The 16,245-nt window shown below is 46.8% G+C and carries 15 protein-coding genes and 1 tRNA gene; 7 read left to right on the forward strand and 9 right to left on the reverse strand.

Annotation, left to right across the window (positions count from 1 at the left end):
- Positions 1-154 precede the first annotated feature (154 nt).
- Positions 155-242 (forward strand) — tRNA-Ser (locus tag ACPW7J_RS11100).
- A 384-nt stretch (positions 243-626) separates the two neighbouring features.
- Complete coding sequence (locus ACPW7J_RS11105; protein ID WP_424959553.1) at positions 627-1,460, forward strand: hypothetical protein; 834 nt, start codon at positions 627-629, stop codon at positions 1,458-1,460.
- Here ACPW7J_RS11105 and ACPW7J_RS11110 read toward each other — a convergent pair.
- From ACPW7J_RS11110 to ACPW7J_RS11150, 9 genes are all read right to left on the reverse strand, one after another.
- Positions 1,457-2,398 (reverse strand): diacylglycerol/lipid kinase family protein, encoded by a 942-nt coding sequence (locus ACPW7J_RS11110; protein WP_424959552.1) that lies wholly within the window; start codon positions 2,396-2,398, stop codon positions 1,457-1,459. The genes ACPW7J_RS11105 and ACPW7J_RS11110 overlap by 4 nt on opposite strands.
- Positions 2,399-2,559: 161 nt before the next feature.
- On the reverse strand, positions 2,560-3,291 hold the full coding sequence (locus ACPW7J_RS11115; protein ID WP_424959551.1) for a hypothetical protein: 732 nt from the start codon (positions 3,289-3,291) through the stop codon (positions 2,560-2,562).
- The gene (locus tag ACPW7J_RS11120; protein WP_424959550.1) at positions 3,276-3,893 is read right to left on the reverse strand and encodes a DUF2812 domain-containing protein; all 618 of its coding nucleotides are present in this window, start codon (positions 3,891-3,893) and stop codon (positions 3,276-3,278) included. The genes ACPW7J_RS11115 and ACPW7J_RS11120 overlap by 16 nt, the downstream gene beginning before the upstream one ends.
- 3 nt (positions 3,894-3,896) lie before the next feature.
- Positions 3,897-4,220, reverse strand: a complete 324-nt coding sequence (locus ACPW7J_RS11125; RefSeq protein ID WP_424959549.1) for a PadR family transcriptional regulator — start codon at positions 4,218-4,220, stop codon at positions 3,897-3,899.
- Between the two features lie 183 nt (positions 4,221-4,403).
- On the reverse strand, positions 4,404-5,903 hold the full coding sequence (locus ACPW7J_RS11130) for a carboxypeptidase M32 (protein ID WP_424959548.1): 1,500 nt from the start codon (positions 5,901-5,903) through the stop codon (positions 4,404-4,406).
- A gap of 364 nt (positions 5,904-6,267) precedes the next feature.
- Positions 6,268-7,221: an ABC transporter ATP-binding protein gene (locus tag ACPW7J_RS11135; RefSeq protein WP_424959547.1), complete on the reverse strand. Its 954-nt coding sequence runs from the start codon at positions 7,219-7,221 to the stop codon at positions 6,268-6,270.
- A 2-nt stretch (positions 7,222-7,223) separates the two neighbouring features.
- Positions 7,224-8,210, reverse strand: coding sequence for an ABC transporter ATP-binding protein (locus ACPW7J_RS11140; RefSeq protein ID WP_424959546.1), 987 nt, complete (start codon positions 8,208-8,210; stop codon positions 7,224-7,226).
- Between the two features lie 12 nt (positions 8,211-8,222).
- A complete protein-coding gene (locus ACPW7J_RS11145; RefSeq protein WP_424959545.1) occupies positions 8,223-9,083 on the reverse strand; it encodes an ABC transporter permease in 861 nt (286 codons plus the stop codon).
- 16 nt (positions 9,084-9,099) lie between these two features.
- Positions 9,100-10,032, reverse strand: coding sequence for an ABC transporter permease (locus tag ACPW7J_RS11150; RefSeq protein ID WP_424959544.1), 933 nt, complete (start codon positions 10,030-10,032; stop codon positions 9,100-9,102).
- Positions 10,033-10,212: 180 nt separating this feature from the next.
- Between ACPW7J_RS11150 and ACPW7J_RS11155 the strand changes: the two genes are divergently transcribed.
- The 5 genes from ACPW7J_RS11155 (at position 10,213) to ACPW7J_RS11175 (ending at position 16,232) form a co-directional block, all read left to right on the forward strand.
- Positions 10,213-12,162, forward strand: a complete 1,950-nt coding sequence (locus ACPW7J_RS11155) for an FAD-dependent oxidoreductase (RefSeq protein ID WP_424959543.1) — start codon at positions 10,213-10,215, stop codon at positions 12,160-12,162.
- Positions 12,162-12,458, forward strand: coding sequence for a 4Fe-4S dicluster domain-containing protein (locus ACPW7J_RS11160; protein ID WP_424959541.1), 297 nt, complete (start codon positions 12,162-12,164; stop codon positions 12,456-12,458). Before ACPW7J_RS11155 ends, ACPW7J_RS11160 begins: the two co-directional genes overlap by 1 nt.
- On the forward strand, positions 12,458-13,468 hold the full coding sequence (locus tag ACPW7J_RS11165) for a M42 family metallopeptidase (RefSeq protein ID WP_424959539.1): 1,011 nt from the start codon (positions 12,458-12,460) through the stop codon (positions 13,466-13,468). Before ACPW7J_RS11160 ends, ACPW7J_RS11165 begins: the two co-directional genes overlap by 1 nt.
- A gap of 36 nt (positions 13,469-13,504) precedes the next feature.
- Entirely contained in the window at positions 13,505-15,028 is a 1,524-nt protein-coding gene (locus tag ACPW7J_RS11170) for an ABC transporter substrate-binding protein (RefSeq protein ID WP_161874620.1), read from the forward strand.
- A gap of 94 nt (positions 15,029-15,122) precedes the next feature.
- Positions 15,123-16,232, forward strand: coding sequence for an aminopeptidase (locus ACPW7J_RS11175; RefSeq protein WP_424959538.1), 1,110 nt, complete (start codon positions 15,123-15,125; stop codon positions 16,230-16,232).
- Positions 16,233-16,245 lie beyond the last annotated feature (13 nt).

A 16,245-nucleotide genomic window follows, 5' to 3' on the forward strand; every position in this document is an offset into this window, starting at 1 on the left:
TCCCATGCCAATGATTATTTTATCCGATTATAATATATCACAGAGGATGGAGCTCGTCTTGCTGTTTTCATAAAGGTTTTGGTATTTATTCCAGTTGATGTGATATTTTTTCTATTGAAACCAATGCCAATTCATGATATACTTTTATGGTCGTGGAGAGTTGTCAGAGTGGTCGATCGTGCAGCACTCGAAATGCTGTGTCCTTAACCGGACCCAGGGTTCGAATCCCTGACTCTCCGCCAATGAGAAATCCAGTAACCGTGCGAGGCGCTGGATTTTTCTTTTTTGTATCTGCTTCGAAAATTCGAAAAGAACAGCCTTTTGTCATTCAAGCTCAATTTCCTCAATTCGCCCAGCTCGTAATACATAGCCATCGTACTGGTAGTTGTAGCAGTTGCCGCAAACCTGCCGTGTGCGGCAAATCAAAGAGACTGATTTTTAAAAAGTGGAAATATCAAGCGATGACCAAGCGGGACGAATGCACCGACGGGAAAATTATTTTACTGGAGTTTGAGCAATCGCTGGAGTCGTCATTCCCAACCTGTAATGTCCCAAGACCTTCATTTGAAATCCCCTGCAATCTATGCTATATTATAATCAAATCTTTTGAGGCAGGAGATATTCTTATGAACAAAAAACAATCTACGCAGAAAGTGCGCATATGCATTGCGAATCCGGCAGGAAATATCACTATTTTCGTATTGGATTCATTTCCCCGCAGTCAATACCAGTCTGTCGCTACAGAACTGCTTTCCGTAAAGGAATTCGCGGCTGAGCAGGTAGCTTTTGTCACCGGTAAAAACTCCATGGAAATGTGCGGTCTGGAATTCTGCGGAAACGCCTCTCGATCCTTCGCTTTAATGCAGGCAAAAAAAGAAGGCCTCTCCGGCCATTCCGTCATAGATATCTCTGTCAGCGGCTGTAATGAACGTCTGCACGTAGCGGTCGATACCACAAATGATTATACTAAAATCAAAATGCCTCTGCCTCGGAAAATCACAGAGCCCGACCTTGACGGCATCCCCAGGACTGACGCCCTTTGCTCCCTGCTGAAAAACAGTAAAATCGTAGATCTCGACGGTATCGTTCACGTGATCGTACAGGACCAATATCCTAGTATGGAAAATTTTGATGTGATAAAGAATTACATCAACGAAAAGTTCGCGCCGCCTGCAGTTGGAGTTATGTTTTACGATTCAAGCGAGAACCGGCTGACGCCTATCGTCTATGTGAAAGACGTAAATACAACCTACATTGAAGGCAGCTGTGCCTCCGGGGTTACGGCTGTCGCTGCTGCATTCTGTCAAAATGAAACATCTGGTACGTTCCGCTTTTCCCTGCCTCAGCCTGCCGGGACGATCACTGCCACCTGCGAGAAAGCAAACGGCATCCTGAAAGCAGTCTATATCGAAGGTCCTGTCGGCCTGCAGCCCGTTCAAACCGTGGATATACGGCTTTAGGGCTTAGCAGGAAGAAGGAAGGAAAGCGCTCCGGGTACAATAGTAAATTCAATTTTCTCCGCCAGAGCAATTTCACCGTCTACACAGAGAAAGAAATTCTTTTCCTTTGGCGTTAACATCAGAGACGTGCAGCGCTTTACCGTCAAGATATCATCAATACCAGGCAACCCCAAATGGCTTCCTGCTTTATATTTTGGAAAAAGCTTCACAAAAGTAACTCTGGATACATCTCTGATCAGGTTCAGATCAAAATTTCCGTCGTCCACAGACGACTGCGGTGATGTAAACATCCCCCCTCCGCAATAAGCTCCATTAGCAATAGCACAGAGTAAAACCTCCCCATCCTTTAATACTTGTCCCCGTTCTTCCACCCTAAGTCGAATCACTTTTTTCTGAAGAAATATACCCAGTACCGCCAACAGATATGCCGCCGGACCGGCAATAAACGGTTTCTTCTTCAGCCGTCCTGCCAACTCAACCACATTGCAGTCAAACCCGATATTAAACATATTGGCGCAATACCGTTGCTGATAGCCGCCGTTGATCACTCCGGCGTAACGAATCAGATCAATTGGCCGCGGTTCTGCTAAGAGCTGCGCCCGAATGGAATGAAAGTCCCCTGCTTCCGGGAAATTTCGTACAAAATCATTACCGGTTCCAATGGGTATGCAACCCACAGAGATGTTTTCAAATCCTGCCGCACCGTTTAAAATTTCATTGAGCGTCCCATCGCCGCCACAGGAGTAAAATCTTGCTTGTTTCCCCTTCAGCTGCTGTGCGATATTACGGGCAGCAGTCTCCCCATCGGCTGTTGCCTTTGTTATATATATTTCATACTGCATATTTAAAGCCTCAGCCGAAGCCTTAATATCAGCAATCAATTTCTCAATACCTTTCCCCTGACCCGCTGCCGGGTTCACAAAGAAGTAGTTGATCATGAAATGCTCCTTACTATATTACAGGTACTTACATTTTACGCTAATATTCTTTTAATTACAAGGAGTTTCGGTTATAATACAGAAATATAGAATCATAAGGTATCTGGTAAGATGACGTACTTGTGTGCATAGGAATCTCCATTCAGTTATGCACACCTTTTTTATTCTTCTACCACAAGAAGCTTCTGACTGAGCGTTTGCTTCTGACTGTCATTAAGCGGTATATTTGTGTTCAGCCAAATAATTCTGTCATCGTATTCCAACAATCTCTTATTCTCCTCAGCGCCCTCATCTCCCACTACAGCATAAATCGCCTTAGCGCCTAATTTCTCATCTTCTATCCTGGAAAACTCCATAAATTCCCTTCGTTCTTCCATAAACCATTGCGAAAGCTTCTTTGCATTTCCAAGATAGATCCTATACGAAAGCCAATATTTCTGCCTATTATCAGAAAAATCATCGCACTCCATATACCGAACAAACACCGATCCGCCTTTATCGCAATATCGATCCGCATATGCTGCCGTTTCGATACCCAAATCTTCCATCGTAAGCGGCAATTCATCCAGAGAAACCATTTGGTAACTGCCGTCAACCTGCACATATTCATCATTTCCTGTATTGGCTGTAATTGCACCGGCAATTCCCGATGCAACGATTGCCAGTATGATGCCAACCAGTATATACGTGCCGAAATTGCCCTCCCGCCGCTTTCCAAATCTGGCGCTCAGCAAAGGAAACAATATTACAAACAGAAAAAATACCGCACATAACATCATTGTGGTTATGAGCCTTACCCGCTCCCCAGAAAAATATGCGTCCATCAACTGGCTGCCCCAGGCAATGATAATGATAACTGCTAATAATACTTTATCCGCTATGCGAGAAACCACTTCTTTCTGTAGTCCGGCGGCTGGCCGCCTGCGACAATTTTTTTTGCATTTAGATACCAGTGCAGATAGCTGATGACCTGCAGAACAACAAACAGTATTAGGACTGGCATTATAAACATCAATAGCACGATTTTGTTTTCCAGAAAATATCCATAGTCAAAATTCACCCAAAGGTAACCCTGTATGATTACGTTCAATACGAAAGTTGCCATAGGAAGCCAAAGCATTAGCTTTTTCTCCCTGCGATGAATCGTCTCCAGCTTTACAACTGGATCCGTATGAATCGGCTCTGCTGCCAGATCATCGGTTTCGAAAATCTGAATTTTTCCATCGTTGAAAATATGACGCCACCCTGCCGCTTCACAGTATTCGATCAATCGCTCGTTGTCCGAATCATGATCGTCCGCATACACCAGCTCCACACTGACTTTCACTTTCCGAACTTTACTTCTGCGAAAACCTAAAATGGCGCCTGTTTTACTGGAAAGTTCCCAGCCTTCAGCTGCTTTTTTCTCAAGAAATTCTGCAAGGGAGTCCAATTCGTTATCCTCACAAGCTAACCGTACAGTCATAGTATCCACGTTTTTCAGCTTCAGTTTCATCTTTTACTGCTCCTTTCCGTAATGCTTCTCAAAATCCAAAATCAACAGAAGATGCCGCTGATGCTCCTGCATAAGCCGATTTTTTCCTGTCTCTGTCAGGCGATAACGTATTTTACCTCGTGCTCCTTCTCTGGAAGTTTCCTCGATCAGACCTGCTTTTTCAAAGTCGCCAAGGAGTGTATATAAGGTGCCTGGTCCCAGCCGAATGCGCCCGTCAGTCATCGCTCTGACAACCTCCATTACATCGACACCGCAAAGCTCCCGTTGGAGTGCAAGAAGGACATAATACATCTGTTCCGTTAATGTCTTAAATTTCTCCCTTGGCATAAATTCAAATTTCCTTTCCGGATGTTTCCTCTCTATATCGAATATCGTATCGATATTCGATATTACTCTGACTAAATTATACTACACCGCCTAAAAAAAGTCAAAAAATTTTCAAAAAATCGAATAAGCCCTGAGATTTTTTCCTCAGGGCTCATAAACTGATTATTTTACAGGATAACAATCCTATACTTCATATAAACTCTTGAACTTTCTCTCAAGATAATCCACATAATACGCCGGATCAAATGATTTTCCACATGTCATCTGAATCAGCTCCTCTGCCGTATACAGCATGCCGTGACGATAGATTTTTTCAGTCAGCCATTGCCGCACCGGCGCGAAGTCGCCTTTTTCACAGCAAGCGTCTACATCGACTGCAGAGCGCAGCGCCGCGTAAATCTGCGCGGAATAAGCCGTTCCGAGAGCATAGCTTGGAAAATATCCGAAAGCGCCGCCTGCCCAGTGAGCGTCCTGCAGCACGCCGCGGGTATCGTCAGGTACATCGATGCCAAGGTATTCCTTGTACAGACGATTCCACTCCGCCGGAAGTTCCGCCACAGAAAGTTCTCCTGCAAAAATACGTTTCTCCAGTTCGTAGCGCACCATCACATGCAGGGCATAAGTCAGCTCATCCGCATCGGTACGGATAAGCGACGGCTTCGCCACATTCACAGCCTGGTAGAAAGCTTCCGTACTCACGCCCTCCATCTGTGCCGGAAACAGTTCCTTTACCTTCGGGAAGATTAACTTACAGAAAGGCAGACTTCTGCCAATATAGTTTTCCCACAGACGAGACTGGGACTCGTGAATCGCCGTCGTCGCCCCGGCGCCCAGTACAGAAAACTGCAGTGCGTCATCAACAGAGAGCTCATACATCCCATGACCGCTTTCGTGGACCACACTGTACAAATTGCTGGTTAAATCGTCTTCCAGATATTTGGTGGTAATGCGCACGTCATTTTTAGAGAATTCAATGGTAAACGGATGCTCCGTTTCCCGCAGGATGCAGCGGTCTTTGTCGATGCCCATCACATCCATCACATAGTCCGATAATTTCTTCTGCGCCTCTATATCAAACGAGCCTGCTAAAAATGTGGTATTCGGCTGCTGCGCTTCGCTCACCGTCTTGATGAGAGGCACCAGCTTTTTTCGCAGCGCATCGAAAAACGGATCCATCTGCGCCTGGGTCATACCCCGCTCAAATTCGTTCAGCAGCGTATCGTATACATCGCCATCCGGATTGATATATGCCGCATATCGCTTTTTCATCTCAATCAGCTTTTCCAGATGAGGCGCGAAGACGGAAAAATCATTGGTCTTTTTCGCCACCTCCCAATAGTGATTGGCTCTGGTCTGGGCTTCCTCCATGGCGATGACTTCCTCTTTCGGTACCTTTTCTATCTTCTCCTGTTCTTCGTGAAGTTCTTCTACCTCGCGGCGAGTCTGAAAATCCAACGTCTCACGCTGCGTGTACAAATCGTCTAACAACGCTTTAAATTCAGGGTTCACCGTCAGGCTGTAGATTTCCCCACTGATCACGCCCATCGTAGCGCTCATAGATTCCGCCGCGCCCGGCGGCATAGAAGTAGAAGCGTCGTAAAATAAAAGGCTGGATGCGTGATTATACGCTTTCAGCTTTTTTTGATGTTCCTTTAAGGCAATTACCTTTTCTTCCAAATTCATTTTCATTTCCTCCTGTTCTGGTGTCCTTGGTTGTGCAAATGCTTCCCTTTCACCCGCTGTCTGCACAACTTTTTATGGGCGAGGTTTTGCAAAACCTGCCTCGAAGTCTGCAAATTGCACAACTTTCGGTCACAGCAATCCGCTGCAAACGAAAAAAGTTGTGCATTTCACAAGAAAAAAACTCCCGCTGCACAACTTTTTTCAAAATATTTCACACGCATTAGGCTTCATCAAGCGAAAGTTGTGCATTTCCATATTTTATCAATCTTTTTGCACAACCAAACCTCCAAAGAGTTGTGCAAAATCCGGCAAAGCACGCCGTTTCTGCACAACCTTCGTCAAGAGCCAAGCTCATCCACACCTTTTATGCTTTGCAGCAAGCCACAAAGTGTCCCGGTTCTCTTTCCTCAAACGGGATATCAGCCGCGCGGCATTCATCCGAGGCAAATGGACACCGGTTCGCAAAACGACAGCCCGGTTTCGGGTTAATCGGGTTCGATACTTCTCCCTTGATGACCTCGATTTTCTTTCCTTTCATCTCGATACTAGGCACTGGAATCGCTGACAGCAGCGCTTTGGTGTATGGATGAATCGGATTTCTGAACAATTCCTTGGATGGCGCCAGTTCCACACACTGCCCCAGATACATAACCGCGATCTGATCGGAGATGTGACGTACAACGGAAAGGTCATGGGTGATGAACATATAGGTCAGGTTTCTTTCGTCCTGCAAATCCATCAAAAGGTTCAGAATCTGTGCCTGAATTGATACGTCCAGCGCAGATACCGGCTCGTCGCAGACGATAAACTTCGGATTCAGCGCCAAGGCTCTTGCTACGCCGATTCTCTGGCGGCGTCCGCCGTCCAGCTCATGAGGATACGCGCCTGCAAGTCTTTCCGCAAGACCTACGGTTTCCATCAGTTCCGCCACCTTGTCAAAGACCTCTGCCTTACTTTTGCAGACTTTGTTGATAATTAGCGGCTCCGCGATCAGATCCTGCACGCTCATGCGCGGATTCAGGCTAGAATACGGATCCTGGAAAATCATCTGCATATCCTGCCGGATTTTGTGAATCTGCTTATGTTTATAATTGGTAATATCATTTCCATCAAAGACGATTTTACCGTCGGTCGGCTCATGGAGCTTCAAAACGGTTCTTCCCAATGTGGACTTGCCGCATCCGGACTCTCCTACAACGCCCAAAGTCTCACCTTCATTGATGGTCAGCGTAACACCGTCCACCGCGTGAAGTTGTACACCTTTGGATATATCAAAATATTTCTTAAGGTTTTGTAATTCAATTAACGGTTTTCCCACGATTATACCTCCTTTGCCAGATTCTCAAAGAGATGGCATCTGATTTTGTGCGTACCCGATACAACTTCTTCCGGATGTACCTCTTTGCACTTTTCTGTACACTTCGGACATCTTGGAGAGAAGTAGCAGCCGCTCGGCAAATCAGTTGGGTCAGGCATCATCCCGTCGATCGGATGAAGTCTGTCTTCTTCCCCTTCCAAATTTGGAATAGATCCAAAAAGACCTACTGTATATGGATGGTGCGCATCCCCTGTGAAAATGTCCTCCACTGTGCCGTACTCGATGATTTCACCGGCATACATAACAGCTACCTTATCGCAAGTCTGGGCAACGATACCCAAATCATGGGTAATCATAATCATAGCAGTGTCTACTTTTTCTTTCAGATCTTGCATCATCGCAAGCACCTGCGCTTGAATGGTCACATCCAGGGCGGTAGTTGGCTCGTCAGCAATCAAAAGTCCCGGATTGCAGGCAAGGGCAATAGCGATAACCACACGCTGTTTCATCCCACCGGAAAACTGATGAGGATAATCCTTCTTTCTAGCCGCAGGAATACCTACCAGCTCCAGCACTTCTTCCACTCGAGCCTCAATGACTTCCTTGCTTCTGCCCTGATCGTCATGGAGAATTAGTGATTCCGCAATCTGGTCACCTACGGTTAATACCGGATTCAACGCTGTCATCGGATCCTGGAAAATCATGGACACTTTTTCACCACGGATTTTCTGCGTCTCCTTTTCAGAAAGCTCCAATACGTTTCTTCCCTCTAATTCAATGCTACCGTTTATAATCTGCGCTGTACGTTCCGGCAGCAGCCGAAGAATTGAAAGCGCCGTAGTAGTCTTCCCTGCGCCGGTTTCCCCTACCAGCCCCAGGGTTTCTCCCTTATCCAGATCAAAGGAGATATTGTTAACCGCGTAAACGGTTTCCAGATCTGTCTTATAGATAACCTCCAGGTCTTTCACCTGTAAGAATTTTTCTTTCATCTTTTATTCCTCCTAGTCTTTCAGCTTCGGATCCAGCGCGTCTCTCAGTCCGTCGCCGGCAAGGTTAAAGCACAATGCCGCCAAGACGATAAAGATACCCGGAATATACAGAAGATACGGTGCGTTAAACATGTACTGTCTCGCGTCGGAAAGGAGCGCACCCCATTCCGGAGAAGGCGGCTGTACACCCATACCCAGGAAGGAAAGACCGGATGCGGACAGAATCATGCTGGAAACGTTCATGGTCGTTGTTACGATGATCGGACCCAGCGCATTAGGAATGACGTATTTCAAAATAATTCGTATATCTGAACTGCCATAAGATCTTGCCGCTTCGATATAATCATTGTCGATAACCGTCAGCACAACGGATCGTACCATTCTGACCATGCCCGGCACACAGGATATGGTAATCGCAATAAGTAAATTACGAAGATTGGCGCCCAGAGCCGCTACAACTGCCAAGGACAGCAAAATCGGCGGTACAGTCATCACTACGTCTACAAGACGCATAATTACATTGTCGACAGTCTTTCCGTAATAGCCTGCAATCGCACCAAGAAGTCCGCCGATGACCAATGCGAAAATGCTGGTAGAAATACCGATGAGCAGAGAATATCTGGAGCCATGTACGATACGTGCAAAGAGGTCTCTGCCAATTTCATCTGTACCGAAGAAATGTTCACCGCTAGGACCCTGCAGTCTATTCGCTGGATTCTGCGTAATGGCATCCTGATAAGGCACAATCACATCTGCGAAGATAGCCATGAGCAAAATCAATACCAAAAGCACCAGACCTAGCATAGCCGTTTTACTTTTTCTAAACCTACGCCAGATTTCTTTCATCTGGCTATTCTTTTTTGTCTTATTCATATGTACGCCCTCCTGACTAACTCTTGTACTTGGCTTTGAGCCTTGGATCTATGTATGCGTAGAGCAGGTCAACGACCAACATAATCAGGCAGAACAGCACTGCCAGGAACAGCGTAGCTGCCATAACAGTCGGCGTATCCTTCTGACGAATGGCGGTAACCATCAATTGTCCAACTCCCGGTACGCCGAATACGGTTTCGATGATTACAGCGCCGCCGAGACTTGCGCCAAATCCCATACCGATAGAAGTCAGTACCGGCAGCAATGCATTTTTCAGTGCATGACGGAAAATTACGATCTTCTCTGGCGCGCCTTTCGATCTTGCCGTTCTAATATAGTCCATTCGAATCGTCTCCAACATAGTCGAACGAGTCAGACGAATATCAGAAGCTACATTAGACAGCGTCAGTGTGATAACCGGTAAAATATATCCCTGCCAGGAATCCAGTCCGTTGGATGGCAGCAGTCCCAGTTTTAAAGAGAACACCAGCATCAGCATCAGTGCCAGCCAGAATCCCGGAACTGCTGAAAGAATCATAGACGTCGTTGTCAGGACATTATCCAATGCGGAATATTGCTTTACGGCAGAAACTACGCCAAGAACAATTCCGATAACAGCGCCCAGAAGACATGACCATAAGGTCAGCCAAAAGGTTGCGGGAAATCTTGCCAAAATTTCATTAAATACCGGTAGATTGGTTCGATAAGACGTACCGAAATCAAACTCAGTGAATATACCCTTTATATAGTTGAAGAACTGTACAAAGAATGGCTGGTCTGCACCGAGCGCATGATTGAGCGCGTCGATATCTGCCTGCTTGGCTGTCATACCCAGGATCAAAGAACCCGGATCACCTGGCGTCAGATACATAATAGTAAACACCAGGAACGTAGCGCCAAACAGAACGGGGATAGTAAATAAAAGCCTTTTGATTACGTACTTATACATAATGTTTCCTCCGTTTTTTCGTTTAGGTTTTGTATAATACCAATTTTTCTTTATCGACATTTTAACTCATTTTGTAAAATTAGTCAACGAATTTGCAAAATTTATATTGCAAATTTTTTCAAAATTTGATAATATAGTGTTACGCACAAAGAAATAACAAAAAATAAAGGAGGAACGCCAATGATTACCAATCAAACGTGGCCCTATCCGTCACAGGTCGGCAAAACCACTCACATGGAAGCCGATGTGCTGGTACTGGGCGGCGGTATCGCAGGCTGTATGGCAGCGATTTCGGCGGCGAGAAAAGGCAAAAGCGTCATTCTCGTAGAAAAAGGCGCCACAAAGCGCAGCGGCGCAGGCGGCAGCGGCTGTGACCACTGGGAGTCCGCAGCGACCAATCCGTGTTCCGGAGTGACGCCGGAAGAACTGGTTGACGCCATGCTGGACGACAACGACGGTTACAACAATGCCATTTCCCATTACATAGAATGTAGAGAAGGCTGGGACCATCTACAGGAAATCGAAGATATGGGCGGTAAAATCAGAGATACCGAGGATGAATTCGCAGGCGCGGATTTCCGCGATGAGAAAACCAAGCTGATGTTTGCCTACGATTATAAGAATAAATTCACCATTCGGATCTGGGGCACCACCTTCAAACCTGCCATGGAAAAAGAACTGAAACGACTGGGCGTGAAAATCGTAGACCGCGTTATGGTTACTTCCCTTTTGACAGAAGCCGGCAAAGTCGGCGCAAAATGCATCGGCGCTACAGGCATTCACACCAGAACCGGCGAATTCTATGTATTCTCCGGTAAAGCCAGCATCATTACCATGTCAAGACCGGCAAGAGTATGGCTGTTCTCATCAGCCCACCCTGGTCTTTGCGAATTCCGTCCGATGACGACCATCGGCGACGGCCACGCCATGGGCTGGCGCGCAGGCGCGGAATTCAACATGATGGAAAAATCCGTACGGGCAGAATTCTCCTCTGCGGGACGTTCCTTCCCTCCATACAGCGCAGGCAATAACCACAATACCTGGTTCCCTGCCACCCTCATCGACGCGGAAGGAAAAGAAATCCCTTACGCAGACAGAGACGGCAATATCCTGAAAGATGTCAAGAGCCGTTTCATGCCGGCAGAAGGTCAGCACTACTTCATGAAGGGCGGCAACATCGAACAGGCTAAATACGAATACGACGGACCGGAAACCCTGCCTTACGACAAATTAAAGGAAATGGGTTACAAGCTTCCATTCTATGCGGACCTTTCCTCCATGCCGGAACTTGAGAGAAAAGTAATCTGGGGCATGATGGTCGGTCAAGAAGGCAAGACTAACGTACCGGTCTATAAAAACTTTACAGAAGCCGGGTTCGACCCTGAAAAACATGTGCTGCAGTGCTACGGTGTAGGCTGGACCAGCGCGGAATTCCTGCCACAGGAACGCCAGCTCTTCGGTATGCCTGGCGGCTTTATGAACGACTGGAACCTGATGACCAACATTGAAGGACTCTTTGTCGCCGGCGACAGTCTGTACTCTTCCAACTGCTTCGGTCACGCGGCTTCTACAGGAAGCTACGCAGGCAGAAAGGCAGCAGCCTTTGCAGACGGAGAAGACGCAGTCAAAGCGCCGTATCAGCCACAGGTTGACGCGGAAATCGAAAGAGTTTACGCACCGCTCTACACAGACCCGGAGACCGGCATCAGCTGGAAGGAACTCAACGAAGCGACTGCAAAAGCGATGCAAAACTATTGTGGCGAAATCAAACGTGACGAGCTGCTGCTGTCCGGTGTGGAACTGCTCTCAAGATATGAGAAAGAATTCGTGCCAAAGGCATATGCGGCAAATCCTCACGAACTGATACGTCTACTGGAAGTCTTCGACATTCTCACCGTATCACAGATGATTCTGCAGGCGTGTCTGGCAAGGCGCCAATCCTGCGAAAAGCTGGAATTTTTCCGCTCTGATGACGACGGCAAAGAAAAAGCGCCGTTCATCTTAATCAGTCAGGACGGAGAAAAGGTTGTCCGTAGAGAAGTGCCCCTTGACTACGCAGGCAATATCAAAGAAAACTATGAAAAATACAACCAGGACTACATTGAGGAAAAGAAAGGAGGTTACTGCTAATGAAACCCATCAAAGAATTTTCCATTAGAAAAACACCTCCTGCCGTACCTCTTGCCTTTGACACAGAAAAGTGCATCGGCTGCGGTCTTTGCATGGAAGCCTGCCAGATGGACGTTTTGATTCCGGCTTCCGAAAAAGGCGCCCATCCGGAGGTGGCTTATGCGGACGAATGCTGGTACTGCGGCTGCTGCGTCATGGAATGTCCGAAAGACGCCATCAAGCTGCACCATCCTCTGATGAACCAGACCCGCTGGGTAGAAAAGGCAAGCTTGCTTGCGAAAGGAGCAGATAAATAATGGAACTATTAAAAGAACTGACTCAGGCCTGGGGTGTAGCAGGTCGTGAAAAAAACATCCGCGCCATCATTAAAAGAGAAATCAGCGGTCACTGCGACGAAATGTTCACCGACGCGGTAGGCAATCTGATTGCTGTCAAATACGGGCAAGATCATCCTGATAAGAAAAAAATCATGCTGGCCGCCCACATGGACGAAATCGGCATGCAGGTCAAGAAAATTGAAGGTGACGGCCGCATCAAGATATGCAACGTAGGCTTTGTCTGGGCAGGCGCTTTGTTTAACGACAAAGTCGTCTTCCAGAACGGCACCATCGGCGTCGTCGGCTGCGAAGGCATGATCTGGGACGCGAAAAACGATTTAGACAAGCTGTACATAGACATCGGCTGTACTTCTAAAGAAGAAACCGAAAAATACGTCAAGGTCGGCGATTACTGCGGCTTTGTAGGCAATTACTACGAGCTAAAAAATGAACGAATCACAGCCAAGTCCTTTGACAACCGGGTTGGCTGTTACATTCTCATCGAAGCCATGAAGAAAAATGACGGCACAGGTCCTAACGATGTCTATTATGTCTTCACAGTACAGGAAGAAGTCGGCTGCCGCGGCGCCATCGTTTCCGCAGAGAGAATTAAGCCGGATATCGGCATTTCTGTCGATGTAACGCCGGATCACTTCTACCCGACCGACCTGACCGGCGCAAACGCAGTGGGTGAAGGCATCGGCATCAGCGTCGGCAATCCATCAGCGATACTGGACGAATACCTGGTCGACTCCATGATCGCATGCTGCGAAGAAAACGAGATTAAATATCAGAGGGACGTTATGGACAGAGGCGGCACAGACGCCAGCAGCATCAACATGAGCGGCATGGGCGTTCGGGTCTGCGGCATTTCTGTTGTAGATAGATTCCCTCACAGTCAGAGCTCCATCATCTCCAAGGAAGATGTCAGAGGCGCCATCAAGCTGACCGATTTATACACCAAACGAGTTTTTCAATTCGCGGAATAAACTGCGAGTGGAAATAGAACCGAAAGGAGAATTATTATGAAAAAGAACCTTATCAAGGGTCTGGTACTCACCCTGGCCCTGACGATGACCATGGGTCTGTTCGCAAGCTGCGGCGGCGGTAAAGACGGTGGAGACGGAGAAGCAAAAACCGATTTAACGGTTGCAATCGATTCCGATTACGCTACTCTGCATCCTACAGACACCATGTCTTCTGCAGAAAGTCATATCACTGCACAGATTTACGACGCACTCATTGCAGAAAGCTATGAAGATGCCGAAGTTCTGGAACCGAGAGTTGCAGACAAATGGGAGGTCAGCAAAGACGGAAAGTGCTACACTTTCTATCTGAATCCAAATATCACATTCCATAACGGCGATCCAGTTACTGCTGACGACGTTGCCTTCTCTTTAGATCTCTACAGCAAATCCGAATACCAGGGCGCTGTTGTTGAAGGCATGGATCACTACGAAGTCGTAGACGAGCACACGATCAAAATCTACACCACACACGTTTATGCACCATTCCTGCACGCAATGACGGACCTTTATATTGCAGACAAGAAATACGCCGAATCTGTTGACGAAAACACGTTCGCACAGGAACCAGTAGGCTGCGGTCCTTATAAGTTCGTCAGCCACGAAGTTGGCGATAAAGCCGTATTCGAAGCTTATGAAGATTATTACCGCGGCGCGCCTAAAATTAAAAAAGTCACCTTCAAGGTAATCAGCGACATTGCTTCCATGGGTATGGCAATCCAGGCCGGCGATATCGACTTTGCTGAAATCGATGCTTCTGTAAAGAGCACGCTGGAAGGCACTGACGGCGTAAAACTCATTGAAGCTGACCAGACTACTTTCGCATTCGTTGCAATGAACACTGAAAAAGAACCATACAACAACGTAAAATTCCGTCAGGCAATCAACTACGCAATCGACCGTGAATCTCTGCTTGCCAGCGTTCAGGAAGGTCTTGGCGAAGTAAACTCCAACCTGCTGACTCCTGGCAGACTGGGCTACAGCGACGACCAGATTAAGTATACTTATGACGTTGATAAAGCAAAATCACTGCTGAAAGAAGCCGGCGTAAAAGAAGGTACTGACCTTGGTAAAATGTATGTTGCTGAACAGTACAAGCTGCTGGCACAGATGGTACAGGCTAACTTAGAAGCAGTCGGATTAAAAGTTGAAATCGAAATTCTGGAATTCAACGCTTATCTCGATAAGCTGAGACAGGGAGATTTCGGTATTACTGCTCTGCAGATGTCCCTGCAGGGTGATACCCAGCAGATGGCTATGGCTGTATGCTCCGACTACATCGGTATGGCAAATAACTCCCGTTACTCTAACAAGGAAATCGACGATATGTTTGACGAAGCAACAAAAATCATCGACGAAAAAGAACGTGAAGCGCACTATCAGAAAATCTTTGCAAAGATTCAGGAAGACGCTCCTTACGCAGTTATCTACAACCCTGGTATGCTGTACGCAGCCAATGCAAATCTGAATGTACACACTTTACCGCTGGAAGGCGAATACTACTTCGTAGATTTCTCCTGGTAAACACAGTTTCATACAATTCGTATGACAGGGATACGGGCGTCGCTCCCGTATCCCTTTTCTTTCATAAATCATGATACAAATAGAGGTGAATTTTATGGATCCGAGAAACAACAAACTGTCAGACCTGATTGTCAACTATGCCTGTCACATCGAACCGGGCGAAAAGGTTTTTATTGAATATGAGGGCGCAGACTGTCTTCCCCTCGTAAAACAAATGATTGCCGATGTGTATCAGGCAGGCGGAAAGCCTTTTGTCACCATCCGGGAATCCGCTGTCATCCGCGCAATCTGTATGGGATGCGATGAAGAACAGCTTTCCTATCAAACAGATTATATGCTCTACCAAAACCGCGAAATGGACGCTTATATCGGTCTTAGAGCCTTCAACAATGTCTCCGAGCTTTCCGATGTACCGCCAGAAAAAATGAATCTGTATTATCAAATTACCAGCAAAGCCAGTCAGAGCCTTGTCAGCAACACAAAATGGTGTGTCATGAAGTTTCCAAATGCTGCCATGGCGCAGCTTGCCAGCATGAGTGAAGACGCTTTCACCGACTTTTACTATGATGTATGCACGGTCGACTACGCAAAAATGAGCAAAGCCATGGATCCCCTTGTGGAACTGATGTCAAAGACTGATAAAGTACATATCGTAGGTCCGGGTACTGACCTGACCTTCTCCATCAAAGGCATTCCGGTCAGAAAATGCGACGGCAAGAACAACATTCCTGACGGAGAGGTTTACACTGCGCCGGTAAAAAACTCTATGAACGGCGTTATCACCTACAATACACCATCCCAAGAGCAGGGATTTACTTATGAAAATATCCGCTTTGAAATCAAAGACGGTAAAATTATAAATGCAACCGCAAATGATACAGCGCGCATCAACGCCCTTCTGGATACCGACGAAGGCGCTCGCTATTTCGGAGAATTCGCTCTAGGCGTACATCCATATATTCTCCAGCCAATGAAGGATACACTCTTTGATGAAAAAATCGCTGGCAGCTTCCATCTAACACCAGGAAATGCCTACGATAACGCCTTCAACGGCAACAATTCCGCAATCCACTGGGATCTTGTCAACATTCAACGGCCGGAATACGGCGGCGGTGAAATCTGGTTTGACGATGTGCTGGTTCGGAAGGACGGTCTTTTCGTCCTGCCTGAACTTGCCGGTCTGAATCCGGAAAATTTAAAATAGGAGGAAATTGCTT

The sequence above is a fragment of the Ihubacter sp. rT4E-8 genome (assembly GCF_049852125.1).
Taxonomy (GTDB): domain Bacteria; phylum Bacillota; class Clostridia; order Peptostreptococcales; family Anaerovoracaceae; genus Senimuribacter.

Coding starts and splice junctions, on each gene's coding strand:
- ACPW7J_RS11105 (WP_424959553.1), top strand. CDS start 627: ATGAACAAAAAACAATCTACGCAGAAAGTGCGCATATGCATTGCGAAT.
- ACPW7J_RS11110 (WP_424959552.1), bottom strand. CDS start 2,398: ATGATCAACTACTTCTTTGTGAACCCGGCAGCGGGTCAGGGGAAAGGT.
- ACPW7J_RS11120 (WP_424959550.1), bottom strand. CDS start 3,893: ATGAAACTGAAGCTGAAAAACGTGGATACTATGACTGTACGGTTAGCT.
- ACPW7J_RS11125 (WP_424959549.1), bottom strand. CDS start 4,220: ATGCCAAGGGAGAAATTTAAGACATTAACGGAACAGATGTATTATGTC.
- ACPW7J_RS11130 (WP_424959548.1), bottom strand. CDS start 5,903: ATGAATTTGGAAGAAAAGGTAATTGCCTTAAAGGAACATCAAAAAAAG.
- ACPW7J_RS11140 (WP_424959546.1), bottom strand. CDS start 8,210: ATGAAAGAAAAATTCTTACAGGTGAAAGACCTGGAGGTTATCTATAAG.
- ACPW7J_RS11145 (WP_424959545.1), bottom strand. CDS start 9,083: ATGAATAAGACAAAAAAGAATAGCCAGATGAAAGAAATCTGGCGTAGG.
- ACPW7J_RS11150 (WP_424959544.1), bottom strand. CDS start 10,032: ATGTATAAGTACGTAATCAAAAGGCTTTTATTTACTATCCCCGTTCTG.
- ACPW7J_RS11155 (WP_424959543.1), top strand. CDS start 10,213: ATGATTACCAATCAAACGTGGCCCTATCCGTCACAGGTCGGCAAAACC.
- ACPW7J_RS11160 (WP_424959541.1), top strand. CDS start 12,162: ATGAAACCCATCAAAGAATTTTCCATTAGAAAAACACCTCCTGCCGTA.
- ACPW7J_RS11165 (WP_424959539.1), top strand. CDS start 12,458: ATGGAACTATTAAAAGAACTGACTCAGGCCTGGGGTGTAGCAGGTCGT.
- ACPW7J_RS11170 (WP_161874620.1), top strand. CDS start 13,505: ATGAAAAAGAACCTTATCAAGGGTCTGGTACTCACCCTGGCCCTGACG.
- ACPW7J_RS11175 (WP_424959538.1), top strand. CDS start 15,123: ATGGATCCGAGAAACAACAAACTGTCAGACCTGATTGTCAACTATGCC.